Here is a 26,176-nt window from a genome sequence, read left to right as displayed (position 1 = left end):
CACGCGGATCAGCCGTCCATCACGGACGGTGACGCCGCCGCCGGCACCGTGATCGGACACGTTCGATGCGCCGCTGGTGTCCGGCGGTCGGGTGCGGCAGGCTGTCGGTCGTGCAGCGTGATCAGTTGCTCGCCGGCCGTTACCGGCTCGGCGAGCGTCTCGGCGAGGGCGGCATGTCCGTGGTCCACCGGGCGCACGACGAGGTGCTGGAGCGCGACGTGGCGGTCAAGGTGCTGGCCGGCTCCGACGCGGTGGCCAGACGGCGGATCCAGGCGGAGGCGAAGGCGGCGGCCCGGATCTCCCACCCGAACGTCACCAACGTCTACGACTACGGCGAGTCCTCGCTCGCCGGCGAGCGGGTTCCCTTCGTGGTCATGGAGCTGCTCACCGGTCGTACGCTCGAGCAGCGGCTCGCCGCCGGGCCGCTGCCGCCCCGGGCCGGCCTGCGGGTCTGCGCCGAGGTGGCGGCCGCCCTCGCGGCCGCGCACGCCCTCGGCCTGGTGCACCGGGACGTCAAACCGGGCAACGTGATGCTCACCCCGACCGGGGCGAAGGTCCTCGACTTCGGCATCGCCGCGGTCGCCGGCGCGCCGGAGATCGACTTCGAGGGTCGGCTGCTCGGCACCCCGGCCTACCTCGCCCCCGAGCGGCTCGACGCCGGCGAGGTGCTGCCGGCCTCCGACGTCTACGCGCTCGGGCTGCTCGTGCACCGGGTGCTCGTCGGCCGGCTGCCCTGGCAGTTGGCGACCCACACCGGGACGCTGCGCGCCCACGCGTACGCCGAACCGGGCCCGCTGCCCGAGGTGGCCGGGGTGCCGGCCGAGGTCGGCCGGCTGTACCGGCGGTGCGTGGCCAAGGATCCGCTCGACCGCCCCGCCGCCGCCGAGGCGGCCCGGGTGCTCGCCGCGGCGGTCGTCCGGATGGCCGAGCCGGACCCGGTCCCGCCCGCCCGGCCGGCGGCGGACCAGCCCGCCGTCCGGCCACCCGGCACCCCGGTCGTGGATTCCGGAGCGTCCACCCGGCGCGCCTCCCGGCTCGGCCGGCGCGCGGCGCTGGCCGTGGGCACCGCGGTGGTGGCCGCGGTGGGAGTCGCCGGCACCCTCGGCGATCCGTCGGTGCGGCCCGGGCCGGACGGCCGGCCGCGGACCGGCCCCGCCACCAGTGACACCGCCGCCGTCGCGCTACCGGTCACCGCCGACGCCCCGGACCAGGCCACCCCGGGCAGCGGCACGCCGCCCGGTCCGGCGACCACCGCCTCGGCGACCACCGTCGGGCCGGCCCCGCCCGGTCCGACCGCGACCACGCCGGCGCCGGCCCGCACCACCGGCCGCCCCGACCCGTCCCCGACCGGAAAGCCGGGCGTGCCGGTCCAGGCGCGCGGCGGGGTGGTCACGGTCAGCTGCGACCGGCAGACGATCGAGGTGGTCTCCGTGACGCCGGCCGCCGGCTACCAGGTCGAGGCGTACGAGCCGGGCCCGGCGCGGGAGATCCGGGTGGAGTTCGTCTCCGCCGGCAACCGCAGCGTGGTGACGGTCCGCTGCGCCGACGGGCGGCCGGTGCCCAGGGTCAAGGAGCAGGAACGCGAGCCGGGCAGGCCCGGCCCGGCCGCTGACCGGGGCCGGCGCGGCCGCTGACCGGGGGCCGGCGGGCGCCGCGCCGGGGCGGTGCCCGCGACGCGGCCCCCCGTTCCCGCCGGCCGGTCTCAGCGGGCGGCCAGCGCCACCCAGGTCGGCGTCACCGGCTCGCGCCGCAGCGGCATGCCGGCCTCGGCCGGCGTCCGGTCACCCTTGCGCTGGTTGCACGGGTAGCAGGCGGCGGTGGTGTTCTTCCAGGTGTTCCGGCCGCCGCGGGAGCGGGGCAGGATGTGGTCGATGGTGCTCGCCGGCCCGCCGCAGTACGCGCAGCACCGCCCGTCCCGGCGTAACACCCCGGCCCGGGACCAGGCCGGCCCGGCGCTGAACCGCCAGCGGGTCACCACGTACCGGACGAGCCGGACCACCCGGGGGACCGGGAAGACCCCGATCACCCGGTCCGGCTCGGCCTCGTGGATCTCGGCGACCCGGCGGCAGAGCATCCGGATCGCGTGCTGGACGGTGACCCGGTGCAGCGGGCCGAGGTCGGCGTTGATGACAAGGACGGCGTCCACCGGAATCTCCCTCCAGGGCGGTGACGGACGGACGGGCCGGACGACGAAAGAGCCGCCCGGTCCGGTTGCTGCGGAACGGGCGGCTCGACGTCGGGCACGCGTCAGTCGGGCCGGCCGCCCCGGTGGTCTTCGGCTCGGCAACCGCCGCCGGGCAGCACCGACCGCACGTGCGTGACGTGCGACATCGACATGACGGGCTCCCGAGGCGGTGGTTGACCTTGCGCGATCACGGTAGGTGCGACCGCACGCGGGCGGCAACGCATTTCGATCTGGTGCGGCGGCACCGGCCTCCGGCGGGCCGATCGCGGCCCGGTGCCGCCGCTAGCGCCGCTTGGCCAGCAGGCCACGGGGGCGGACCGAGCGCACCGGCTCGGCCGCGCCGCCCGCGGCCCGCAGGATGTGGTTCGCGGCGATGATGCCGGTCGCGGCGGCGCGCTCCATCAGGGCGCTGGGGAAGTCGGTGGCGATCCCGTCACCGGCCAGGTAGAGCCCGGTGGCGTCGGTGCGTACGCCGGGCCGCCCGGCGTGGCTGCCGGGGGTGAACGCCGGGGCCCGCGCCTCCACCCGGGCCCGCAGCTCCCGGACCCGCAACCGGGCCGCCTCCGGCCAGAGCGCGGCCAGCTCCACCCGCATCCGTTCGGCCAGCACCTCGGCGGGCACGTCCGGCTCGCAGGCGTACGCGTGCAGCTCCAGCACCGAGCCGCCGGTGCGCGCCGCCCAGCGCCGGGACTCGTTCTCCAGCCGGTGGTAGAGGGTCACCGAGTCGAGGGTGGGCTGCCGGGACACCCCGCTGAACACCGCCCGGTCGGCGTGGACGTCCCCGTCGCACCAGTAGCGCGCCACCGCGTACGGCGGGCCGGGCGTGCCGAACGCGGGCATCCGCGCCACCAGTTCCGGCGCGGCCCCGACCAGGCCGGGGGAGGCCTTGACCAGTGCGGCGAGCGCCGGCGGGTCGACGGCGAGCACCACGTGCCCGGCCCGGTACGACCGGCCGGCGGCGGTGGCCACCCGCCAGCCACCGTCCTCCCGGTGCAGCGCGGTGGCCGGGACGCCGGTCAGCACCCGCCCGCCGAGCCGCTCGACGTGCCGGGCCAGCGGCGTCCAGATCGCCGTCGCGTAGTCCTCGTCGGGGCAGTCGAAGGCCAGCCCCTCCGGGTTGCCGAGCAGGTAGAAGTGGAACTGGGCGACCAGTTCGGCGGCCGACATCTCGGCCTCGTGGTTGAAGAACGAGTGCGAGAAGACCTCGAAGAGCATCGCCCGGGCCCGGTCCGGCAACCGCAGCGAGGTGAGCAGCTCGTCGGCGGTGGTGTGGTCGAACTCGGCGTAGGTGCGCGCCCGGTCGTAGCTGAGCAGCGGCAGCGCCGCGTCCCGGTCCATCCCGCGCAGGTCGGCCAGGCGCAGGCTGGGGCTGCGCAGCAGCAGTGCCAGCAGGTTCAGCGGGGGCGCGGGCGGCAGGTCGCCGAACTCCTCCGTCGGCCATCGCCGGCTGAGGATCGGGTAGCCCGGAACCGGCTTGAGCAGGCCCAGCCCCGGGTCGATCCGGCGGAGGATAGAGCGCCAGTTGTAGTACTGCCGGAAGAACGCGTGGAAGCCGTGCTCCACCTGCTGGACGCCGTCGGCGAGCGTCTCCGGCCAGGCGCCGAGCCGGCCGCCGAGGGTCGGCGCGGCCTCCAGCACGGTCACCGCGACGCCCCGCTCGGCGAGCACCACGGCCGCCGACATGCCGGCGATGCCACCGCCGACCACCACGGTCTCGACCGGGTGCGGCACGCGGGGGGCGCCACCGCCGCCCGGGTCCACCAGGTGCCGGCGTACGCCGACGAGCCGGCCGAGCACCTGCGACAGCGACATGGACACCTTCCCGGCCGGTGGCTGGGTCCAGTCTGCCCGGTCAGCCCTCGGTCGGCAGCAGACAACGCCGCTCCCGGTCCGAGGCCGGCCAGACGTACTCCAGTTCGGACGGGACGTCGCCGAAGATCGGCCGGTAGTGCTCCGGGTCCTTGCGGACCAGCGACGAGCGGTGGCTCAGGTGCAGGTCCTCCCGGCCCAGCCAGGGCGGCAGCTCACCGGCGGCGGCCAACTCCTCCTGGCTGCGGACGGTGGCGATGCCGCAGGCGGCGGCGAGGTCGCGGGTCATGGTGGCGGCGCAGGTGTCCGCCCGCCCCGGCTCGGACCAGACCGCGCACATGTCCAGCCCGTAGCGGGTCAGGGCCTCCTCGTACCCGGCCCACATCTTCACCGCCGGGTGGTTGCGCCAGCCGTACGTCGGCCAGGTCAGCCCGCGCAGCACCTGGATCGTCTCCACCCGCTGCTTGCCCAGCCGCTTCTGGTCCAGCGTCCGGGCGCTCGCCAGGAAGTCCGGGTACGGGAGGAACGTCTGCATGCCGCCTGCTCTACCCGCCGGCCGGACCGGCATGCCTTGGGTGGGAAACCGGACGGGGTCGCCCAGTGTGATCGTGCTGACTACGATTCGGGCATGGGGGAGCCGTGGCGGGATCGGGCGCGACGGGCGGTCGAGTGGAACTGGCGGCTCCGGCCCGCCGGTGACCCCCGACCCCACTACGTGATCTGCGGGCGGGACGCGCTCGCCTACTACGTCGCCAAGGCGCTGCTGGAGACCGAACTGCCGGCCGGCGGCGCCCGGGTCACCGTGGTGGTGCCGGAGCGCTACCGGGTGGCCGGCCCCGACGTGGCCGGCCTGCGCGGGGTGCGGGTGGTCCGCTCCGACCGGCTGGACGTGCCGACCTTCCAGGCCGCCGGGCTGGCCGGGGCGAGCGGGCTGGCCCTGCTGCACCAGGACGACGTCGGCAACCTGCACGCGGCGCTCTGCGCCCAGGCGGTCGACGACGAGGTCCGCCAGGTGCTCCGGATGTTCAACAACACCCTCGCCGACGGGGTCCGGACGCTGCTCAAGGCCCGGGTCGAGGTGCTCTCCGACGCCGAGATGGCCGCCCCGGCATTCGTCGCCGCCGCGCTCGGCGAGGTCGACCCGACCCACTTCCAGCACCGCGACCGGACGCTGCGGGTGACCCGCCGCGCCGACGTGCGCGAGCAGGACGTGGTGTGCGGGCTGGCCGACCTGGGCGACCCGCAGCGGGTGCGACTGCTCCCCGCCGACCAGTCCACCGCCGACCTGGTGCTCGCCGAGGCCACCGGGCAGCCGCCGGGCACCGAGGTGGCCGCCCGGCGGCTGGTCCGGGCGCGCCGGCGGCGACGGCCGGTCGCCGTCCTGCTCCGCGCGATCCGCGGCTTCGCCACCCGCAAGATCGGCATCGCGGTGATGCTGGTGCTCGGGTTGATCGCGGTGCTCGGCGCGCTGATCTCGCAGGCGGAGGACGTCTCGCCGGCCGAGGCGCTCTACCTCACCCTGGTCACCACGCTCAGCGGCGCCGACCCGGACACCACCAAGCCCCCCGACGCGCAGGTCATGCAGGTGGTGCTGAACCTCGCCGGGCTGGCGCTGATCCCGCTGATCACGGCCGTGGTGGTGGACGGGATCGTCAACGCCCGGCTGGCCCTGCACACCGGCCGGCTACCCGAGCGCTCCGGGCACGTGGTGGTGGTCGGTCTCGGCAACGTGGGCACCCGGGTGATGGCCCAGCTCCGCGAGTACGACGTCGAGGTGGTGGCGATCGACAAGGACCCGGAGCCGCGCGGGGGCACCCTGGCCCGGCAGCTGGAGGTGCCGCTGATCGTCGGTGACGCCGCCCAGCCGGAGACCCTGGAGGCGGCGTCGGTCGGCGACTGCCAGGCGCTGGTGGTGGTCTCCACCGACGACGTGGCCAACCTGGAGGCGGCGCTCGCCGCCCGGGATCTCCGCGCGGACCTGCGGGTGGTGCTGCGGCTGTTCGACGGCGACTTCGCCGAGCGGGTGGAGGAGGCGTTCGGCATCGGCGTCTCCCGCTCGGTCTCCTACCTGGCCGCCCCGGCGTTCACCGGCGCGCTGACCGAACGCGCGGTGATCGCCACCATCCCGGTCGGTCGGCACGCGCTGCCGGTGGCCGAGGTGCCGGTGGCCGCCGGATCCGAGTTGGACGGCCGGCCGCTCAGCGCCGCCTCCCGGGACGGGCAGGTGCGCCTGATCGCCCGCACCCCGGCCGGTGGCGGGCGGACGAGCTGGCGGGACCTCGACCCGCGGCAGGTGATCTTCGCCGGTGACCGGCTCACCGTGGTGGCCCGCCGGGCCGGCCTGGACTGGTTGACCCGGCAGTGCGCGCCGCCGGCCCCGCCGGCCCGGCCCGGCGTCCCGGCGTCCCGGCCGGGCCCACCGCCTCGCCCCGTCCCGCCGGTGTCCGGCGTGCCGAGCGTCCCCCCGTCCGGCGGCGGGGTCCTGCCGGGGCAGCCCGCCGACCGGCCGGGGCCGGTCACGGCACCGCCGTCGGCCGGGAACGGTGGACCGCCGCACGGCCCAGCCTCCGACGACGGCGGGCCGGCTCGCCAGCCGGAGGGCACCGGCCAGCCCGGTTGACCCCGTCGCCCGGCGGCCGGGCGGGGTCTCCCGCGGGTGGTGACGCCGAGTAAGGTGCGCCCGTGCTTGGTGGTGGGGTGGGCCGACGGCTACGCGACGTGCAACGACGGCGGCGCGGTGACGCGATCGCACGGTGGCTGCGGGGCCGGCCCCTGTGGTGGTACGCGGCCGCCGTCGGCGTGCCGGCGGTGGCGCTCGTGGGCTGGGCGGTCTGGCCGGGCGAGGAGCCGGAGCCGCGCCAGCGGGAGTACCGGTCGGAGACGGCCTGCCTGCTCACCGGCAACCAGGGCGTCGCGGCGGCCGAGGCGCGTCCGGTGTGGGCCGGCATGCAGGAGGCATCGCTCAGCACCCAGGTCAAGGTGCAGTACCTCGAGGTGGACGGTCCGCAGACGGCCGAGAACGCCGAGACCTTCCTCGCCAGCCTGGTGCAGAGCCGCTGTGATGTTGTTCTCACTGTCGGCGACGCTCCGGTGCAGGCGGTGCGTGCCACGGCGGCCCGATTCCCCGCTGCCCGATTCGTTGCCTTTGGCCCGGCTGCGGCGAGCCACAACGTGTCCGTTGTGGAGGCATCTGACCAGGATGCGGTGCAGCGGAAGGCGCGCGAGGTCGTCGCCGGGCTGGCGTCCGGCAAGGACTGACGGCTCCAAGGTTCCTCTCAGGATTGGCCGTTCGGACAGCTTGTGCCGAAGATCGGCCGGGCTTCACACTCCGCGAAGACTTTTTCACTGAGCGGGGGAGGGACCGGCCATGAGCCGATCCGTCAACAGTGTCACGCGCCGTGCGGCGATCGTGATCGCGGTGGTCTTCGGGCTGACTGTCGCCGTACCGCCCGAGGCGGTGCGGCCGGGCGGAGAGTTCCCGCTCACCTGGCTCACCTGGTTCGCGCAGCGGCCGGCCTGGTCGTCGGCGGCGGCCTTCGTCGGCCTGCCCGTGCAGGAGAAGGGGACCCCGGTCGCGCTCGACCCGCACGTGCCGGCGTCGGCGACCGACGCCGGGCGGGGCGCCGGACGGGCGCCGAAGCCGGCCCCGGGCACCCTGGAGGCGTACCAGCCGCACCGGATCGAGACGACCCCCGAGCCGACCGGGGTCGCCGAGCCGGGCTTCGACGCCCGGACCAGCAAGCGGGACGCGAAGAGGTCGAGCGCCCGCTCGGACGTCTTCGCCAACGCCGACGGCTCCTTCACCAAGCGCACCTACGACCGCCCGGTCAACTACCGGGCGGCGGACGGCAGCTGGCAGAAGATCGACTCGGACCTGACCCGCCGCTCCGACGGCCGGTTGCACGTCACGGCGAACCGCCTCGGCATCTCGGTCGCCGGCGGCGCCCCGGCGACGACCGCACGGGCCGCGGCCACCCCCGACGCGGTGAGCACCGGCAGCGAACTCGCCCGGCTCACCCTGCCCACCGGCGAGAGCGTCGGCTACCAGCTGCAGGGCGGCACCGTCGGCACGCCCGAGGTGACCGGGGCGACCGCCCGGTACCGGGACATCCTGCCGCACACCGATCTGGAGCTGACCACCTTCGACGCCGGCGTCAAGGAGACCCTGGTGCTGCGCTCGCCGCAGGCGGCGTCGAGCTGGGTCTTCCCGCTGCGGCTCACGGGCCTGACCCCCCGGCTCACCGCCAGCGGCTCGGTGGAGCTGCTCGACGCGGCCGGCAAGGCGGTGGCCTGGTTCCCGCACGGTTCCATGCAGGACTCGAAGGTCGACCCGAAGTCCGGCGCGCCGGCCGAGTCGGACGCGGTGACCTTCGAGATCGTCACCGTGGACGGGGCCCCGGCGCTGAAGGTCGTGGCCGACCCGGCCTGGCTGCGTGACCCGGCCCGGCAGTACCCGGTGCGCGTGGATCCGACCGCGACCACCGGCACCACCGGTGACGTCTTCGTCGACAACGACTCGACCACCACCAGCCACAACGGCGACAACCTGCCGGTCGGCACCTACAACGGCGGCACCGTCAAGGCGCGGTCGTTCATCCACTTCGACGAGTTCGCCGCCGACGGCCTGGCCGGCAAGCGGTTCAGCGCGGCGAAGTTGTACCTCTACCACACCTGGTCCTACGACTGCACCTCGCACAAGCCGTTCTCGGTGCACCGGGTGACCCAGGCGTGGACCGTGGACAACCTCTCCACGGCCAGCCACCCCGGGCCGACCATCTCCGGGTCGATCGGGTCGCTGACCATCGGCGACAACTACCCGGCCTGCACCAACACCAACGCCATCCGCAGCACCGGCAAGTGGGTCAGCGTTCCGCTCACCGTCGACACGTTCAACGACTGGTCGACCGGCGGCATGAACGAGGGGCTGGCGCTGACCGCCTCGGAGACCGACTCGACGGCCTGGAAGCGGTTCACCTCCGCCAACTACTCCTCCGGCGCCTACAAGCCGTACCTGGAGCTGACCTACACCAACAACGTCGCGCCGCAGGTGAACGTCCGCTATCCCGCGAACAACGCGGTGGTGCAGACGCTCACCCCCGAACTGCTCTCGCGCGCGGTCGACCCGGACAACTGGCCGAACAAGGGCTTCACCTACAGCTACGTGGTCACCGACGCCGCGACCGGCGCCGTCGCGGCCAGCTCGGGCTGGGTCGCCACGGCGAGCTGGACCGTCCCGGCCGGGAAGCTGACCTGGAACAAGACGTACCTCTACACCGTCCAGGTCAACGACAAGGCGGGTTCCAGCGGGGTCTATCCCGCGTACGCGTTCACCACCTCGGTGCCGCAGCCGCTGCTCACCGCGAACCTGGCGCAGAACTCGGGCAAGGGGTACGACCCGAGCATCGGCAACTACACCACCTCGGCCACCGACGCCAGCGTCGCCACCGTCGGTCCCTCGCTGTCGATCACCCGGAGCTACAACAGCCTGGACACCCGCCGCCGCAACGCCTTCGGCACCGGCTGGTCCAGCATGCTCGACACCCGGGCGACGCAGGTGCGGGACGTGACCGGGCAGGTGCAGTCGGTCCTCATCACCTACCCGACGGGCCAGGACGTCGCGCTCGGCCGCAACGCCGACGGCAGCTTCACCCCGGCCTCCGGTCGGTTCTCGGTGCTGAAGGAGAACAAGGACCTCAACGGTGCCGTCACCGGCTACACGCTGACCGACAAGGACGCCTCCGTCTACGTCTTCGGGCAGGCGGCCGGCACCGGCGTCTTCAAGATCACCAGCATCACCGACGCCAACGGGCGGGCGCTCACCTTCCAGTACGACGCCGCCTCGAACGCGACGAAGGTGACCTCGGCCGCCGGCCGGTCGCTGCACGTCACCTGGTCCACCCCGGCCGGCTCGGCGCACCCCCACCCGGCCACGGTCTACACCGACCCGGCGGTCCCCGGTGACTGGAACACCTCGACGACCTGGCAGTACACCTACGGTGCGAACGACCAGCTGGCCAAGGTCTGCCCGCCGACGAACTGGACCGCCTGCACCACCTACAGCCACGACAGCACCTCGCAGTACGCCAACGCGACCTTGAACGCCGGGCCGTACTCGTACTGGCCGCTGAACGAGGCGAGCGGCGCGACGATCGCCGCCAGCCGGGTGCTCGGCAACGCCGGTGTCGACAACGCCCGCTACAACAACGTGGCCCTCGGCCAGCCCGCCGCGCTGCCCGGGTCGACCGCCACCAGCGCCGGCTTCAACGGCACCAGCTCGTACGTGCAACTGCCGGGCAAGCTGGTCGCCGACGGCCAGTACCAGTCGATCAGCATGTGGTTCAAGACCACCACCCCGAACGGGGTCCTGTTCAGCTACCAGGCCGACCCGATCAGCAACGGCAGTACATCCGTCAACTACACGCCGTCGCTCTACATCGGCAGCGACGGCAAGCTGCGGGGCGTGTTCTGGAAGGGCGGCGGCACCCCGATCACCACCGACGTGGCGGTGACCGACGGCGCCTGGCACCACGTGGTGCTGGCGGGCGCCGGTGACACCCAGACCCTCTACCTGGACGGCGTCGCCAAGGGCAGCCTGGCCGGCACCATTGCCCAACTGCCCGGCGGTTCGGCGAACGTGCTGGTCGGCGCGGGCTTCATCGGAGGTAGCTGGCCCAACCACGCCAACACCGGTGTTTCGCCGGCCAGGGCGAGCTACTTCACCGGTTCCCTCGCCGAGGTGGCGTTCTTCAACCAGGCGCTCACCGGCACCACCGTGGCGGCCCTGTACGACGCCGGCCGGACCGCCCACCCGGTGCTCAGCAGGGTGACCCGCCCCTCCGGCGGGGTCACCGCCCAGATCGGCTACGACAAGGCCACCGGTCGGGTGTCCACGCTCACCGACGAGAACGGCGGCGTCTGGACGATGGGCACGCCCACCGTCTCCGGCAGCAGCGACGTCTACGCGGCCTCGGTGCTCGGCGCGAAGCCGGCCGACTACTGGCGGCTCGGCGACGTCGAGGCGACCGACGCCGCCAACGAGGTGGCCGGCGGCACCGCCACCTACAACACGGCGACGCTCGGCGTCGCCGGCCCGTTCAGCGACAGCCGGGCCGCGTCGTTCAACGGCACGTCGTCCTATCTCCAGCTCCCGGCGGAGGACATTCCCGCCACCGGGCCCAACTCGGTCGAGCTGTGGTTCAAGATGCCGGCCGGGAACACCGCCGGTGGCGTCCTCTACGGTTACCAAGCCAGCCCGGTGTCCGATCCGTCGGTGACCGGGACCTGGACGCCGGCCCTCTATGTCGGCACGGACGGCAAGTTGCGCGGCGGCTTCTGGACCGGCAGCTCCGCACGGGTGATCACCAGCGCGGCCGCGGTCAACGACAACAAGTGGCACCACGTCGTGCTGTCCGCCGCCAGCAGCACCCAGTCGCTCTACCTGGACGGCACCGCCGTCGGCAAGCTCGACTACCCGCTTGTGGCCACCCCGGACGCGGCGAACGCCTACGTCGGTGCGGGCAAGTGGGCGGGCGGTTGGCCGATGCACGGCACCCGGGACGTCGGCTACTTCACCGGATCGATCGCCGAGGTGGCCTTCTACCGGTCGCAGCTCTCCGCCGACCAGGTCGCGGCGCACTTCCAGGCGTCGAAGCAGACCGCGCCGGTGGCCGTGACCATGGTCAACGGCGTGGCCACCGCCATCCCGATGCCGGTCTCCACCGTGTCGGTGACCGGCCCGACGGGCGAGAAGATCTCGTACAGCTACGACCTGGTCAACGGCAACCGGATGGTGGCGCAGACCGACGGGCTGGGCAACACCACCAAGTTCGGCTACGACGTCGGCGGCTACGGCAACCTGACCTACGACCCGCGCGGCGTGTGGACCCAGGAACTCCAGGACGCCCGGGGCAACACCAAGCAGGTCATCACCTGCCAGGACCAGTCCGCGCAGAAGTGCTCCTCGGTCTACTACACCTACTACGCCAACTCTGCCGAGCCGCTGGACTGGGCGAACGCCGCGCTGCCGATGATGTTCGAGGACTTCAGCGGCGACGGCGCCCCGGACGTCGTCTACCGGGAGGCCGACAACAGCATCCAGATGGTGCAGGGCAACGGCACCGGCGGCTGGCTGACCAGCCTGCCGACGAAGATCGGCACCAGCATGGCCTCGGCCAACCTGGCGGTCGCCGCCAGGGACTTCACCGGTGACGGCAAGCCGGACATGATCTGGCGCAGCTCCGTCGACAGCAACCTCTACGTCCTGCCCGGTAACGGCAGGGGCGGCTGGCTGAGCAGCACCTCGACGAAGATCGGCCCGAGCGTCGGCGCCGCGGACCTGATGACCTTCTCGAAGGACTTCAGCGGTGACGGCAAGCCGGACGTCATCTTCCGCAGCTCGGTGGACAAGAACCTGTACCTGCTGAAGGGCAACGGCACCGGTGGCTGGCTGAGCACCACCGCCACCCTGATCGGCCCGAACGTCAGCGCGGCCAACCTGCTCGTCTCGCCCGGTGACTTCGACGGCGACGGCAAGGCCGACGTGGTGTACCGCAGCGGTGCCGACAACAACCTGTACCTGTTGAAGGGCAACGGCTCCGGTGGCTGGCTGAGCACCACCGCCACCCGGATCGGCACCGGCTGGGGCAGCGCCAAGGCGCTGCTCTCCGCCGGCGACTTCGACGGCGACAAGAAGGCCGACATCGTCTACCACAAGTCGACCGACAACGACATGTACCTGGTGTCGGGCAACGGCACCGGTGGCTGGGCAACCGGCAGCTCGGTGAAGATCGGCGGGGTTCCCGACCCGCGCAACGACGTCATCCTCACCATGCGTGACGGCCGCTCGTCGTCCGAGACCGACAACCGGTACCGGACCAGCTACGACTACGACGGCAAGGGCAACCAGACCGCCATCACCGATCCGCTGGGCCGGGTCACCCGGACCACGTACACGGACGGCACCACCGTGGCGGCGAAGGACGGCGGATTCGCCCCGGCCGGCCTGCCGGCGACGGTGACCACCCCGGGCGGCCAGACCCAGACGATCACCTACTTCGCCAGCGGCGACGTCGCCGAGATCGTGGAGCCGGGCGGCAAGACCACCCGCTACACGTACGACGGGCTCGGGCGGGTGCGCACCGAGACCGAGGTCACCGACACCCACCCGAACGGCCTCACCACCAGCCGGGAGTACGACAAGCTGGGCCGCGAGGTCACCGAGACCGAGCCGGGCGTGACCAACCGGGTCACCGGCGCGGTGCACACCGCCCGCACCACCACCGTCTACGACGACGACGGCAACATCACCGAGGTCACGGTCAGCGACCTGACCGGCGGCGACGCCCCGCGCACCGAGCGGCACACCTACAACGCGTACGGGCAGGAGTCCACGACCACCAACGCGGCCAACCAGACCAGCACCTTCGAGTACGACCGGTACGGCCGGGTGGTCACGGAGACCGAGGCCGACGGCGGCGTCACCACCAGCACCTACGACGTCGAGGGCAACCTGCTCACCACGACGGTGAAGAACTACACCGGCGACCCGAACAACCCGTCGGCTCCGCGCGACCTGGTGACGACCACCCGGTCGTACGACCCGGCGGGCCGGCTCGCCAGCGAGACCGACGCGATGGGCTGGACCACCGCGTACACCTACACGGACAACGGTCTGGAGGCGACGGTCACCCGGACCGACGGCACCAAGACGTTCGTGGTGGAACAGAACACCTACGACGCGGCCGGCAACGTGGTCACCGAGGTGACCAACAACGGCCACACCGTCACCACCACCGAGTACGACGCGGCGGGCCGCACCATCTCCTCCGTCGTCGACCCGAACGGGCTCAAGCGCAAGACCACCGTGACCTACGACGCCGACGACAATGTGGTTTCCACGGTCTCCTCCGTCGACGGCGGGCCGGTCACCGGCATCTCGGAGGCGCTCTACGACAGCGCGGGTCGCGCCGTCGCCGAGATCGAGTACCCGTCGGCCGCGCTGACTCCGGTCGGGCGGTGGAAGCTCGACGAGACCAGCGGCACGAAGGCCGCCGACTCGTCCGGCAACAGCCCGGCCAGCGCGGTCGGCAACGTCACCTGGTCCACCGAGCGCGGCGGCTCGGCCGTCTTCGACGGCACCAACGCCTACCTGAAGGCCGGCCGGGTGTTCGACTCCACCAGGGCGTTCACGATCTCCGCCTGGGCGAACCTCGCCTCGGAGAATCCTGCCCTGGGGAACGCCGAGCAGCTCGTCTTCGCTGCTCCGGGCGCGATCGGCAACTCCGCGGTGAAGGTCTTCTACGCGCCCGGCGATGATCGCTGGTACGCCGGTATGGCGGTCCGAAAGGCGGACGGGACCACTGGGTGGATCGGTGGCGGAGGGCCGAACGGTTCCGCGGCGGCGGGTACCTGGACGCACCTGGCCATCACCGTGGATCCGGCCAGCAGGACGATGAAGCTCTACGCCAACGGCGTGTTGCAGACCACGGTGACCACGACAGAGGCCTTCAACAACGTGGCCACCGGCTTCACCATCGGCGGTGCGGACGGCTTCGGCTGGTTCCCCGGCATGGTCAGCGACGTGCAGGCCTACCAGAAGGCCCTGAGCGACGCCGAGATCGCGCAGGTCAGGGCGGGCAACGCGCCCGCCGCGGACGCGCAGGTCATCCGCACCTCGCAGGTGCTCGACCAGGAGGGCCTACCCACCTCGGTCACCGACCCGAACGGCAACACCACCTTCTACGGCTACGACGAGGAGGGCCGGGCGGTCAAGACCACCGCCCCGGCGGCGACGGTCGAGCAGCCCGGGCAGCTTCCCGCCCAGGCCAACGCGGTCAGCTGGGTCGGCTACAACACCTTCGACGAGCCCACGGACACCCGGGACGCCAACGGTAACTGGTCGGTGGTCGAGTACGACGCCGCCGGCCGGGTGGTGAAGGAGAAGGCTCCGGCGTATACGCCGCCGGGGGCGGCGACGCCGATCGTTCCGGAGACCGTCCAGACCTACGACTCGACGGGTCAGCTGGCCACGGTCACCGACCCGCTGGGCAAGGTCACCCGCTACGAGTACGACCAGCTCGGCCGGGTGTCGAAGGAGATCGCGCCGAACGACGGGGCGACCACCTACACCTACGACGACGCGGGCAATGTGCTCTCGACGACCGACCCGACCGGTGCGGTCACCACCGCCACCTACGACTACCTGGGTCGGACGCTGACCTCGACCGACGTGGTGCGGCAGGAGGGCAAGAACCACACCACCCGGTACACCTACAACGCGCAGGGCTGGCCGTCCCAGGTCACCACGGCGGCCGGGGTGAACGCCTCCACCACGTACAACGCGGTGGGCGAGCCGGTGACGATGACCGACGGCGCCAACAACGTGACCCGGTACGAGTACGACGCCGAGGGCCGGACCACGAAGACGACCCGCCCGGACGGCTCGTATGCCACGGTCACCTACGACCTGGCGGGTCGGGCCACCCGTACCGCCGAGTACGGCCCGACCGGCACCCTGCTGTCGCAGCAGTCCGCCCGGTACGACCGGGCCGGCAACATGGTGGCCAGCACCGACGCCCGGGGCACCACGGTCACCTACGAGTACGACGCGACCGGCGTGGTCACCAAGGAGACCCAGCCGATCTCCGGGTCGGACGCGATCGTCACCACCTTTGGCTACGACCTGGAGGGCAACCGCACCCGGTTCACCGACGGCCGGGGCAACGCCTTCCACACCACGTACAACTCGTGGGGGCTGCCGGAGTCGATGATCGAGCCGGCCACCGCGGCCCACCCGGACGCGGCCGACCGGACCTTCACCATCGCGTACGACGGGGCCGGCCGACCGGCGAAGCAGACCATGCCGGGCGGGGTGACCGTCACCAACGCGTACGACGACATGGGCCAGCTGATCCGGCAGTCGGGTGTGGGGGCCGAGGTCGCCACCGAGGACCGGGTCTTCGCCTACGACGTGGCCGGCCGGATGACGTCGCTGTCCGGCTCGGGCGGCACGAACACGATCAGCTACGACGACCGCGGCCTGCCGCGGTCGGTGACCGGCCCGTCCGGGAACTCGACGTTCGGTTACGACCCGGACGGGCGGCTCGCCTCCCGGCAGGACGCGGCCGGCGCGACCTCGTACAGCTACGACGGCGCGGGTCGGCTCTCGACGCTGGCCAACCCGACGGCCGGCGTGCAGATGGCCTACACCTACAACACGCTGTCCCAGGTCACGAAGATCACCTACGGGTCGAACGGCAACACCCGCAACTTCGCCTTCGACCCGCTGCGCCGGCTCAAGGACGACGAGTTGAAGTCGGCCACCGGGACGTCGCTGGCGAAGATCTCGTACGGCTGGGACGAGAACAGCAACATCGTCTCGAAGACGACGAGCGGCTTCGCCGGCTCGGCGACGAACAGCTACACCTACGACCTGGCCGACCGGCTGACGTCGTGGAACAACGGCACCAGCACCACGGTGTACGCCTACGACAAGTCCGGCAACCGGGTGCAGAACGGCTCCAAGCTGTTCAGCTACGACCAGCGGAACCGGTTGCTCACCGCGGACGGGGTCACCTACACCTACACCGCCCGGGGCACCCTCGCGGAGGCCGGCGGCAGCGTCACCCGCACCGACGCGTTCGGGCAGGTGGTGTCGCAGCAGGCCGCGGGTGGCACGCAGACCTACACGTACGACGGTCTGGGTCGGGCGATCCGCCCCGGCCACTCGTACACCGGTCTCGGCAACGACCTTGCCGGCGACGCGGGCGCGACCTACGTGCGGGGGCCGGCTGGCGAGGTGGTCGGCACGACCGCGGGCGGCAGCCAGCGGATGGTCTGGACGGACCTGCACACCGACGTGGTCGGGCAGTTCACCGCGACCGGGACGGCGCTGTCGGGGTCGGTGACCTACGACCCGCTGGGCAAGGTGCTCACCACCAGCGGCCTGCTCGGCCAGCTCGGCTACCAGTCGGAGTGGACCGACGCGCTGACCAGCCGGGTCAACATGCACGCCCGCTGGTACAACACCGACACCGGCCAGTTCGACACCCGGGACACGGCGAGCAACAGCCCGCTCCCGGACTCGATCAACGCCAACCGCTACCAGTACGGCGACGCGAACCCGCTGACCGTCACCGACCCGACCGGGCACTGGGGCTGGGGCAGCCTGAAGAAGTCCTTCTCCCGGGCGGTCAGCTCGGTCACCTCGACCGTCAGCTCGTACGCCTCGTCGGCCTACTCGTACGCCTCGTCGTACGCGTCCCGCGCCTACTCGTACGGCTACTCGGCCTACAGCTCGGCCAAGGCGACGGTGAAGAAGACCGTCAAGCGGGCCAAGGCGGCGGTCAAGAAGAAGTACCACCAGGCGAAACGCAAGTACAACCAGGTCAAGCAGAAGGTCAAGAAGAAGTACAACCAGGTCAAGCGCGCGGTCAAGAAGAAGATCGACCAGGGCCGGAAGTGGGCGGCCAAGAAGATCGCGGCGGCCAAGAAACGCGCCAAGCAGGCGATAGCCAAGGCCAAGCAGGCCGGCAAGAAGATCGCCGCCAAGGCACACAGAGCGGTCAAGAAGGCCGCCAGCCAGGTACGCGACGCGGCGAACGCGGCGACGAAGTGGGTGAAGGACCACAAGGACGTCCTGCTGGAGGTCGCCGCGATCGGCGGCGCGATCCTCGCCGGTATCGCCTGCACCGCGGTGACCGCCGGCGCCGGTGCGGTCGCCTGCATGGTCGGCGCCGGTGCGCTGATCAACCTGGCCAAGGACGCCGCGCAGGGCGACATCCACAGCGTCGGTGACGCCCTGGGCTCGCTCGGCACCGGTGCGGTCTCCGGCCTCATCGGCGGCGCGGGCGGAGCCATCGCCGCGAAGGTCGGCGCCGCCGTGGCCAAGAAGGCCGGCACCGGCCTGATGGGCCGGCTGGCGACCGAGGCGGCCGAGAACGGCGTCGAGGACGGGATCGAGCAGCTCGCGACGACCGGCACCTACAACCCGCGGGCCGCCGCGGAGAACATGGTGCCGGGGCTGGGTGGGCTCAACCGCAAGAAGGGCGGTGGCGCTCGCTCCGGTGGGGCCTCCAGTGGCGGTTCCGGTGGTGCGGCAGGCGGGGGCGGCTCATGCCCGTGGACTCCTCCGCCGACGCACAGCTTCGACCCCAAGACCCCGGTGCTCATGGCGGACGGCAGCAGCCGGCCGATCGAGGACGTCAACGTCGGCGACAAGGTCATGGCGACCGACCCGGTCGCCGGCACGTCGGAGCCGAAGCAGGTCACCCAGCTGCATCGGAACACCGACAAGGACCTGACCGACCTGACCGTCCGCGACCAGGACGGCAAGGTGACGAAGGTCGAGACGACCTGGCACCACCCGTTCTGGAACGCCTCGGAGCGGAAGTGGAGCGACGCCAAGGACCTGAAGCCGGGCACCAAGCTGCTGGTCCGGGGGAAGGGTGCGGTCACCGTTGTCGCGGTGCTCAACAAGCTGGGCGCCGAGGAGATGCGCGACCTCACGGTCGCCGACATCCACACGTACTACATCGTTGTCGACGGCGAGCCGGTGCTCGTCCACAACAACAACCCTGCGGGCTGTCGGAAGGACTCGCGTGGGCGGGTTATTCCTGACACGGTGGAGCGTCTGCCCAGTGGACGGCTCCCGTCCAACTGGCATTACCACGGACGTACGTACGACGGCGATGGCTGGACTGCTGACATGGAGGCCAAGTACCCGAATGGGGTGAAGTTCGGCGACGACGGCTTCCCGGACTTCAGCCCGTACGCCACCCACACCGCGGACTTCGGGGACGGGGGCTTTGCGGGCAACCACGGATCGGACTTCACTGACGCCAACAGGCAGGTGGGGCTCAAGGAAACTCCTGACGGCTACACGTGGCATCATCACCAGGACGGACGGACGATGCAGCTGATTCCACGGGATGTCCATGACGCCGTCAGGCATGCCGGTGGCGTGGCGCTCGCCAAGCGGAGGAGGTGAGACATGAGTGTGGGGTATCGGCGGCTGGCTCCTCCCGCCAGCGAGGCTGATGTGCGCCGTCTGGAGCAGGAGATCGGCCATGCTCTCCCCCCGGCATACCGGAACTACCTTCTTGAGCAGGACGGTGGTCGTCTGCAGGACAACCACCAGGCGGTCAGTGACATCCTCGGTGTCGGCCCAGATGCTCCTGATTGGGCGAACCTGTGGCGGAAGCTGAAGGTGTTCCATAATCGGGTGCCTGCCTGGCTGCTTCCGGTGGCTCAGGACGAGTACGGCAACCTGTTCGCGGTCTCGCTCAGGGACCAGGACAACGGCAGCGTCTGGTTCTGGGATCACGAGGAAGAAGCCGACGAGGGCGAACCGCCGACGGAGGAGAACATCAAAGTTGTCGCCGAGGATTGGGTGACTTTCCTCGACTCCCTCCAGCCCGTGTCCTGATATCGCGGCCGTTTCTGAGGCCATGGTTCTGGCGCCCTCACCCGATCGACGGGTGAGGGCGCTAGCGCATTCGCAGGGTGTCAATCGACGTGATCCGTGCCAACCCCCGGTCAGCGACGTCGCCGGAGCGACACCACCGGAGAACCGTCTGGTTGACCTACGCAGGCACCGGCCATCCGCGCGAGACGGACTGATGACCGCTCAGCTTCGCGCTTGGCGGAGGGCGTACCAGGCGGCGCCGACGACCAGCACGGCGAAGCCGGCCAGCACGCTGGCCAGCGGCAGGTTGACCGCGAGCAGCAGACAGCCGACCAGCCCCAACGCCGCCAACACCTGAACGGGCAGCTTGCGGGACGGGTCCCGGCCCAGGGTCAGCGCGGAGGCGTTGGTGATCGCGTAGTAGACCAGCACGGTGCAGCTGGAGAAGCCGATCGCGTGCCGGACGTCGCCGAGCGCGACGACCACGATCACCACCGCGGCCACCGCCAGTTCGGCCCGGTGCGGCACCTGGTGGACCGGGTGCACGGCGGCGAGCGCGCCCGGCAGGTCGCGGCGGCGGGCCATCGCCAGGGTGGTGCGTCCGACGCCGGCGAGCAGGGAGAGCAGCACACCGGTCACCGCGACGGTCGCCCCGGCGCGGACCACCCAGGCCAGTCCGGGCAGCCCGGCGGCGGTCACCACGTCGGCCAGCGGCGCGGCGGAGCCGGCCAGCCGGTCGGCCCCGAGCACGCCGACCGCGACCACGGCCAGCACCAGGTAGATCGCCAGTACCACGCCGAGGGCCAGCGGCACCGCCCGGGGAATCGTCCGCTCCGGGTCGCGGACCTCCTCGCCGAGGGTGGCGACCCGGGCGTACCCGGCGAAGGCGAAGAAGAGCAGGCCGGCGGCGGTGAGCACGCCCCGGCCGGAGCCGCCGGGTTCGCCGAGCCGGTCCAGCGAGACGTCCGCCGCGCCGGCGACCGCGACCAGGGCCAGCACCGCCAGCACCAGCCCGACCAGCACCTTCGTCGCGGTCGCGGTCTTGCCGATGCCGCGCAGGTTCACCGCGGTCACCGCCAGCACCGCCGCGATCGCGACCAGCCGGGCCTGCCCCGGCCAGAGGTACGCCCCGATGGTCAGCGCCATCGCCGCGCAGCTCGCCGTCTTGCCGACCACGAACCCCCAACCGGCCAGGAAGCCGGCGAACGGGCCGAGCCGCTCCCGGCCGTAGACGTAGGTGCCGCCGGACTCGGGGTAGCGGGCGGCGAGCCGGGCCGAACTGGTCGCGTTGCAGAAGGCGATGAAGCCGGCCAGTGCCAGTGCCGCCAGCAGCCCGGCCCCGCCGGCGTCCGCGGCGGCCGGGGCGAAGACCACGAAGACGCCCGCACCGAGCATCGACCCCAGCCCGATGACCACCGCATCGGGTACGCCCAGCCGGCGCGCGAGTTGGTTCACGACGGCAGGCTAGGTGGTCGACATGAATGGGCGGCCAACGTCCCGCAGGCCGGGCGGCAGCGGCAGGTCGTCCCAGGGCACCCGGTGCAGCAGCCGGTCCAGCAGCAGGCCCAGCAGCAGCCCGGCCACCGAGTCGGTGAGCCAGTGCCAGCCCAGGTAGGTGGTGGTGCAGAGGACGACCAGCGGCGGCACCACCCGGACCACGGTGACCAGCCGGGGCGGCACGCCGCGCCCGTAGCTGCGCAGCAGCGGGGCGAGCAGCAGGGCGATCAGGCCGTACCAGACGATCGCGTTGGCCACGTGCCCGGACGGGTACGACTGGGCGAACCGGAGCGGCAGGTCCTCCTGGAAGAGCGGCAGGGTCTGCTCCGGCGGCAGGAACGGCTCCTTCACGCTGGCGCTCGGCGCCGGCCGGGCGGTCCACACCTTCAGCGGGCCGATGGTCAGGTAGGTGAGCCCGAACGCGACCACCGGGGGCAGCACCGGCCGCACCGATCTGAGCCGGACCGCCAGCAGCACCCCGAGCCCGAGCGCGATCAGCGTCAACGGGGTGCCCTGGCCGAGGTAGTTGAGGACCACCGCCGTCCAGTGCGCGGCCGTCGGCCGGTGCGCCGCCGACCAGTCGGCGACCGCCCGATCGATGCCGAAGAGCCGCTCGGTGACGAGCGCCACGGTCAGCCCGACGAGCGCGGCCAGCAGCGCGGCGTCGAACCACCAGCCGGCCGGGCGGACCGGCCGGAGCCGCAGCTTCCGCCGTACCGGCGTGGTCTCCCGCACGCGACCACGCTACCGGCCCCGGACGGCGGCCGGGTGGCGCGGCCCCGGGGGTGGCTGTGTGCCCAGCCACGTGGGGAAGCGCTCGGCCGGGGGGAGGCGTCACACTTGTCGCCGTGCGGATCACCTCGGCCCTCGTCGACCCGGCGCTGCTCGACCTCCCCTGGTCGACCCCGCTGGAGGAGTGGCCTGCCCAGCACCTGGTCGCGCTGCCGCAGGGCATCTCCCGGCACGTCGTCCGCTTCGTCCGCCTCGGCGACTACGTCTACGCGGTGAAGGAGACCGGCGAGCGGGTGGCCGAGCGCGAGTACGACCTGCTCCGCGCGCTGGAGCGGATCGACTTCCCGTCGGTCGAGGCGGTGGCGATCGTCGCCGACCGGCAGAGCGACGACGGCGAGCCGCTCGACCCGGTGCTGATCACCCGGCACCTGCAGTTCTCGCTGCCCTACCGGGCGCTCTTCTCGCACACCCTGCGGCCGGAGACGATGGGCCGGCTGCTCGACGCGCTCGCCGCGCTGCTGGTCCGGATGCACCTGACCGGCTTCTTCTGGGGCGACTGCTCGCTGTCCAACACGCTGTTCCGGCGGGACGCCGGAGCGTTCGCCGCGTACCTGGTCGACGCGGAGACCGGAGCGCTGCACCACTCGCTCTCCAACGGCCAGCGCGGCGAGGATCTGGAGATCGCCCGGGTCAACATCTTCGGCGAGGCGCTGGACCTGCAGGCCGCCGGGCTGCTGCACGAGTCGATCGACCCGGAGGTGGTCTGCGAGGAGGTCGTGCAGCGCTACGAGCGGCTCTGGCACGAGATCACCTACGAGCAGCAGGTCGAGCGGGAGGCCCGGCACGACATCGAGGGCCGGATCCGCCGGCTCAACGAGCTGGGCTTCGACGTGGCCGAGGTGGCCATGTCCACCATCGACAACGGCCGTTACCTGATCCGGCCGAAGGTGGTCGACGCCGGCTACCACACCCGGCGGCTGCTCCGGCTGACCGGCCTGGACGCCGAGGAGAACCAGGCCCGGCGGCTGCTCAACGACCTGGACGCGTACCGGGCGGAGAGCGACCTGACCGACGAGCAGCAGGCCGCCCACCGCTGGCTGACCGAGGTCTTCGAGCCGGTGGTCCGGGCGGTCCCCGCGCACCTGCGCCGCAAGCTGGAGCCGCAGGAACTCTTCGCCCAGATCATCGAGCACAAGTGGCTGCTCTCCGAGCGGGCCGGCCGGGACGTCGGGATGGCCCCGGCCGTGCAGTCGTACCTGTCGGACGTGCTGGTGCACCGCCCCGACGAGCAGGCCGTGCTCGGCGTCGAGCTGCCCACCGCCGGCTGAGGTGCGGCGTCGCCCGTCCCCACGGGCCAGTCCAGCGCGTGGTCGGCGACCTCCTCCCACCCCGACTTCGCGGCCGGTCACTCCAACCAGGAGCCGCCGCGCATCACCCGGACCACGTTGAGGTCGTCGTCGAGCACCACCAGGTCGGCGCGGAGCCCGACCTGGAGGGCGCCCAGCCGGTCGCCGAGGCCGATCGCCCGGGCCGGCGTGGTGGCGACCATCCGGGCCGCGTCGGCCATCGGGATACCCGCCGCCACCGCGTGCCGCAGCGCGGCGTCCATGGTGAGCGTGCTGCCGGCGATCGCGCCGTCGCGGGTCAGCCGGGCCACCCCGTCGGACACCGTGACCGCCTGACCGCCCAGCTCGTACTCGCCGTCGGGCATGCCGGCGGCGGCCATCGCGTCGGTGATGAGCGCGGCCCGTTCCGGCCCGGCCACCGAGGTGGCGAAGGTGAGCATCCCGTCGTGCAGGTGCACCCCGTCGGCGACCAGCTCGCAGACCACGTTCGGGGCGTCCAGCAGGGCCACCACCGGACCGGGTTCGCGGTGGTGCACCGGCCGCATCCCGTTGAACAGGTGGGTGCCGACGCTCGCGCCGGCGGCCACCGCGGCCCGGGTCTCGTCGTACGTCGCGTCGGTGTGCCCGACCGCGGCGACCACGCGGTGGGCGGTGAGCAGCTTGACCGCCTCCAGCGCGCCGTCGCGCTCCGGGGCGAGCGTGACCATGCGGATCGCGTCCCCGCCCAGCTCGATCAGCTCGGCCAGTTCCTCGGTGGACGGGTCGCGGAGGAACTCCGGGTTCTGCGCGCCGCAGCGGGCCGCGGAGAGGTACGGCCCCTCGAAGTGGATGCCGGCCAGCACGCCCTCGGCCACCAGCGGCCGGTACGCGGCGGTGGCCGACCGCATCAGCTCGAACGGGGAGCTGACCAGGCTGGCCAGCAGGGTGGTGGTGCCGTGCCGCAGGTGGAACGCGGCGGCCTGCCGGGCCTGCCCGGCGTCGCCGGTGGTGAAGGTGTGCCCACCGCCGCCATGGGTGTGCATGTCGACGAAGCCGGGGAGGATCCAGTGCCCGTCGCGCACCGAGGGGTACTCGGCCACCGCGGTGATCCGGTCGCCGTTGATCTCCACGCAGCCCTGCCGGATCACGCCGGTCGGGGTCACCACCTTGCCGTTGACCCGCACGGTCATCGTTTCTCCAGGTCGTCGAGGGCGAGCAGGGCGGCGCCGAGGCAGCCGGCCTCGTCGCCGAGGGCGGCCGCGACCAGGCGCGGCTCCCGGTGGAAGGTCATCCGCTCGTGCAGTGCCGCGCGCAACGGGTCGAGCAGTTGGGCGCCGGCCTGCGCCAGCCCGCCGCCCAGCACGATCGTCTCCACGTCGAAGAGCGCCTGGCCGCTGGCGAGGCCGTCGGCGAGGGCGTCGACGGTCTCCCGCCACACCTGCCCGGCCAGCGCCTCGCCGTCCGCCGCCCGGGCCGCCACCCCGGCCGCGGTCGCCGGTTCCCCGGCCAGTTCGGCGTAGCGCCGGCCGACCGCGGACGCCGAGGCGACCGCCTCCAGGCAGCCGGGGCGGCCGCAGCCGCAGCGGGGCCCGCCGGGGCGGACCAGGATGTGCCCGATCTCGCCGGCCGCGCCGTGCGCGCCGACCGCGGCCGAGCCGTCCACCACGTGCGCGGCGGCGATGCCGGTGCCGATGGCCACGAAGAGCACGTGCCCGGCGCCCCGGCCGGCGCCGAGCCGGGCCTCGGCGAGCCCGCCGGCCCGCACGTCGTGGCCGAGCGCCGCGGGCAGCCCGAGCCGCGCCTGGGCCAGCTCCCGCAGCGGTACGTCCCGGAAGCCCACGTTCGCCGACCAGACCGCCACCCCGCGCGCCTCGTCGACCACCCCGGGCACGGCGATGCCGAGCGCGACCGGGGAGCGCCCGTCGGCGCGGGCCTTGCCGGCCAGCCCTTCGGCGACCTCGAGGATGGTGTCGACCACGGCCGCCGGGCCGCGTTCGGCGCCGGTCGGGTGCCGTTCGCTGTGCAGCACGGCGCCGTCCGGGTCCACCAGGGCGCACTTCATCCCGGTGCCGCCGACGTCCAGGGCGACGACGGCGTGGGCTGGGGTCACGCCAGCACCACGGAGCGGGTCAGGTGACGCGGGGCGTCCGGGTCGAGGCCGCGGCTGGTGGCCAGCGCGACGGCGAAGCGCTGGGCCAGGATCAGGTCGGCCATCGGGTCGACCGGCGTACGGCCGGCCGCCCAGCTGCTCAGGACGGTCCGGCAGCCGTGGGTGCGGCTGTGCACGAAGGTGGCACCGGTGGACGCCACGTCCTCCGCCAGCCCGTCGGGCAGCTCGCCGAACGCCCAGACCAGCCGGCCGGGCGCGGCGATGGAGATCGGGCCGTGCCGGTAGTCCATCGCCGGGTACGCCTCGGCCCAGAAGGTGGCCGCCTCGCGGCACTTCAGCGCGGCCTCCTGGGCCAGCCCGACCGTCCAGCCCCGGCCGAGGAAGGTGACCTGCTCGATCCGGGACGGCTCGATCGGCAGCGGGGCGCGCACCGCCACCTCGGCGTCGGCGACCAGCGTGGTGATGTTGTCGCCGAGGTGGGCGCGGAGCAGCGCCAGCGCGGTGGTCGCGAAGCGGGTCTGCACCACCGAGCGCTCGTCGGCGAAGGGCATGGTCACCGCGGCGTCGGCCAGCCCGACCGCCGGGGATGCGGGGTCGCCGACCAGCACCGTGCTCGGCACCTGCCCGCGCAGCGCGGTGAGCAGTTCGAGCACCTCGGTGGTGGTGCCGGAGCGGGTGATCGCCACGAGCCGGTCGTAGCGGCGGCCGGTGGGGAACTCGGACGCCTGGAAGGCGTCGGTCTCGCCCTGGCCGGCCGCCTCGCGGCGGGCCGCGTACGCCATCGCCATGAACCACGACGTGCCGCAGCCGACCACGGCCACCCGCTCGCCCGGCCGGGGCAGTTGCCCGGCCACCGTCCCGGCCAGCTGCGCCGCCTCCCGCCAGCAGTCGGGCTGGCTGGCGATCTCCGCGTCCACGTACGCCATGGGAACTCCTCGCAGGGGAGAACGGTGCGCAATACGGCTCGTTTGACCCGTCTTTCGCGCGTCATTCTGCGCGAACCCGATGGGCCGTGGCAACCGGGGACGCGATCGAGCAGGCCAGAGTTTTGCGCCCTCGTAGTTTCGCGCACTAGTGTGCACGCAATCAATCACCGACCGCGCAGTAACTGGAGG

The 26,176-nt window shown here is 72.8% G+C and carries 14 protein-coding genes; 6 read left to right on the top strand and 8 right to left on the bottom strand.

The genetic code is table 11. The annotated features are described in order from the left end of the window. The first annotated feature begins 110 nt into the window (after window positions 1-110). Window positions 111-1,634: a serine/threonine-protein kinase gene (locus AC1WTP_RS08345; protein WP_481648629.1), complete on the top strand. Its 1,524-nt coding sequence runs from the start codon at window positions 111-113 to the stop codon at window positions 1,632-1,634. A gap of 68 nt (window positions 1,635-1,702) precedes the next feature. On the opposite strand, the gene AC1WTP_RS08340 is transcribed toward AC1WTP_RS08345, so the two are convergent. From AC1WTP_RS08340 to AC1WTP_RS08330, 3 genes are all read right to left on the bottom strand, one after another. Next, a complete protein-coding gene (locus AC1WTP_RS08340) occupies window positions 1,703-2,146 on the bottom strand; it encodes an HNH endonuclease (protein WP_481648628.1) in 444 nt (147 codons plus the stop codon). A gap of 321 nt (window positions 2,147-2,467) precedes the next feature. Beyond that, entirely contained in the window at window positions 2,468-3,997 is a 1,530-nt protein-coding gene (locus AC1WTP_RS08335; RefSeq protein ID WP_481648627.1) for an FAD-dependent oxidoreductase, read from the bottom strand. Between the two features lie 40 nt (window positions 3,998-4,037). Beyond that, entirely contained in the window at window positions 4,038-4,529 is a 492-nt protein-coding gene (locus AC1WTP_RS08330) for an MSMEG_6728 family protein (RefSeq protein WP_447134129.1), read from the bottom strand. A gap of 93 nt (window positions 4,530-4,622) precedes the next feature. Here AC1WTP_RS08330 and AC1WTP_RS08325 point away from each other — a divergent pair, with 93 nt between their 5' ends. The 4 genes from AC1WTP_RS08325 to AC1WTP_RS08310 all read left to right on the top strand — a co-directional run bounded on the left by AC1WTP_RS08325 (window position 4,623) and on the right by AC1WTP_RS08310 (window position 19,418). Beyond that, window positions 4,623-6,614 carry an NAD-binding protein gene (locus AC1WTP_RS08325; protein ID WP_481648626.1) on the top strand — a complete coding sequence of 664 codons (1,992 nt, stop codon included), beginning with the start codon at window positions 4,623-4,625 and terminating at the stop codon, window positions 6,612-6,614. Between the two features lie 188 nt (window positions 6,615-6,802). Further along, window positions 6,803-7,252 carry a hypothetical protein gene (locus AC1WTP_RS08320; RefSeq protein WP_481648625.1) on the top strand — a complete coding sequence of 150 codons (450 nt, stop codon included), beginning with the start codon at window positions 6,803-6,805 and terminating at the stop codon, window positions 7,250-7,252. Between the two features lie 109 nt (window positions 7,253-7,361). Next, complete coding sequence (locus AC1WTP_RS08315; RefSeq protein WP_481648624.1) at window positions 7,362-18,980, top strand: LamG-like jellyroll fold domain-containing protein; 11,619 nt, start codon at window positions 7,362-7,364, stop codon at window positions 18,978-18,980. 3 nt (window positions 18,981-18,983) lie between these two features. Beyond that, complete coding sequence (locus AC1WTP_RS08310; protein WP_481648623.1) at window positions 18,984-19,418, top strand: SMI1/KNR4 family protein; 435 nt, start codon at window positions 18,984-18,986, stop codon at window positions 19,416-19,418. Between the two features lie 201 nt (window positions 19,419-19,619). On the opposite strand, the gene AC1WTP_RS08305 is transcribed toward AC1WTP_RS08310, so the two are convergent. Both AC1WTP_RS08305 and AC1WTP_RS08300 read right to left on the bottom strand, forming a co-directional pair. Then, window positions 19,620-20,852 (bottom strand): APC family permease, encoded by a 1,233-nt coding sequence (locus AC1WTP_RS08305; protein ID WP_481648622.1) that lies wholly within the window; start codon window positions 20,850-20,852, stop codon window positions 19,620-19,622. A gap of 9 nt (window positions 20,853-20,861) precedes the next feature. Then, window positions 20,862-21,599, bottom strand: a complete 738-nt coding sequence (locus tag AC1WTP_RS08300; protein ID WP_481648656.1) for a phosphatase PAP2 family protein — start codon at window positions 21,597-21,599, stop codon at window positions 20,862-20,864. A 143-nt stretch (window positions 21,600-21,742) separates the two neighbouring features. Between AC1WTP_RS08300 and AC1WTP_RS08295 the strand changes: the two genes are divergently transcribed. Beyond that, window positions 21,743-22,954 (top strand): DUF4032 domain-containing protein, encoded by a 1,212-nt coding sequence (locus AC1WTP_RS08295; protein WP_481648621.1) that lies wholly within the window; start codon window positions 21,743-21,745, stop codon window positions 22,952-22,954. A 77-nt stretch (window positions 22,955-23,031) separates the two neighbouring features. On the opposite strand, the gene nagA is transcribed toward AC1WTP_RS08295, so the two are convergent. The 3 genes from nagA to AC1WTP_RS08280 are packed head-to-tail and all read right to left on the bottom strand — an operon-like array spanning window position 23,032 to window position 25,987. Next, window positions 23,032-24,141, bottom strand: coding sequence for an N-acetylglucosamine-6-phosphate deacetylase (gene nagA, locus AC1WTP_RS08290; RefSeq protein WP_481648620.1), 1,110 nt, complete (start codon window positions 24,139-24,141; stop codon window positions 23,032-23,034). Continuing rightward, a complete protein-coding gene (locus AC1WTP_RS08285; RefSeq protein ID WP_481648619.1) occupies window positions 24,138-25,061 on the bottom strand; it encodes an ROK family protein in 924 nt (307 codons plus the stop codon). Before AC1WTP_RS08285 ends, nagA begins: the two co-directional genes overlap by 4 nt. Then, the gene (locus tag AC1WTP_RS08280) at window positions 25,058-25,987 is read right to left on the bottom strand and encodes an SIS domain-containing protein (protein WP_481648618.1); all 930 of its coding nucleotides are present in this window, start codon (window positions 25,985-25,987) and stop codon (window positions 25,058-25,060) included. Before AC1WTP_RS08280 ends, AC1WTP_RS08285 begins: the two co-directional genes overlap by 4 nt. Window positions 25,988-26,176 lie beyond the last annotated feature (189 nt).

This window comes from Micromonospora sp. R311, from assembly GCF_056780015.1.
The sequence above is the reverse complement of the archived record's forward strand: the minus strand, read 5'-3'. Positions and strand labels throughout refer to the sequence as shown.

Bases quoted from the DNA above. Each gene is read 5' to 3' on its own strand.
- AC1WTP_RS08335 (WP_481648627.1), bottom strand. From the start codon at position 3,997: ATGTCGCTGTCGCAGGTGCTCGGCCGGCTCGTCGGCGTACGCCGGCAC.
- AC1WTP_RS08330 (WP_447134129.1), bottom strand. From the start codon at position 4,529: ATGCAGACGTTCCTCCCGTACCCGGACTTCCTGGCGAGCGCCCGGACG.
- AC1WTP_RS08325 (WP_481648626.1), top strand. From the start codon at position 4,623: ATGGGGGAGCCGTGGCGGGATCGGGCGCGACGGGCGGTCGAGTGGAAC.
- AC1WTP_RS08315 (WP_481648624.1), top strand. From the start codon at position 7,362: ATGAGCCGATCCGTCAACAGTGTCACGCGCCGTGCGGCGATCGTGATC.
- AC1WTP_RS08310 (WP_481648623.1), top strand. From the start codon at position 18,984: ATGAGTGTGGGGTATCGGCGGCTGGCTCCTCCCGCCAGCGAGGCTGAT.
- nagA (WP_481648620.1), bottom strand. From the start codon at position 24,141: ATGACCGTGCGGGTCAACGGCAAGGTGGTGACCCCGACCGGCGTGATC.
- AC1WTP_RS08280 (WP_481648618.1), bottom strand. From the start codon at position 25,987: ATGGCGTACGTGGACGCGGAGATCGCCAGCCAGCCCGACTGCTGGCGG.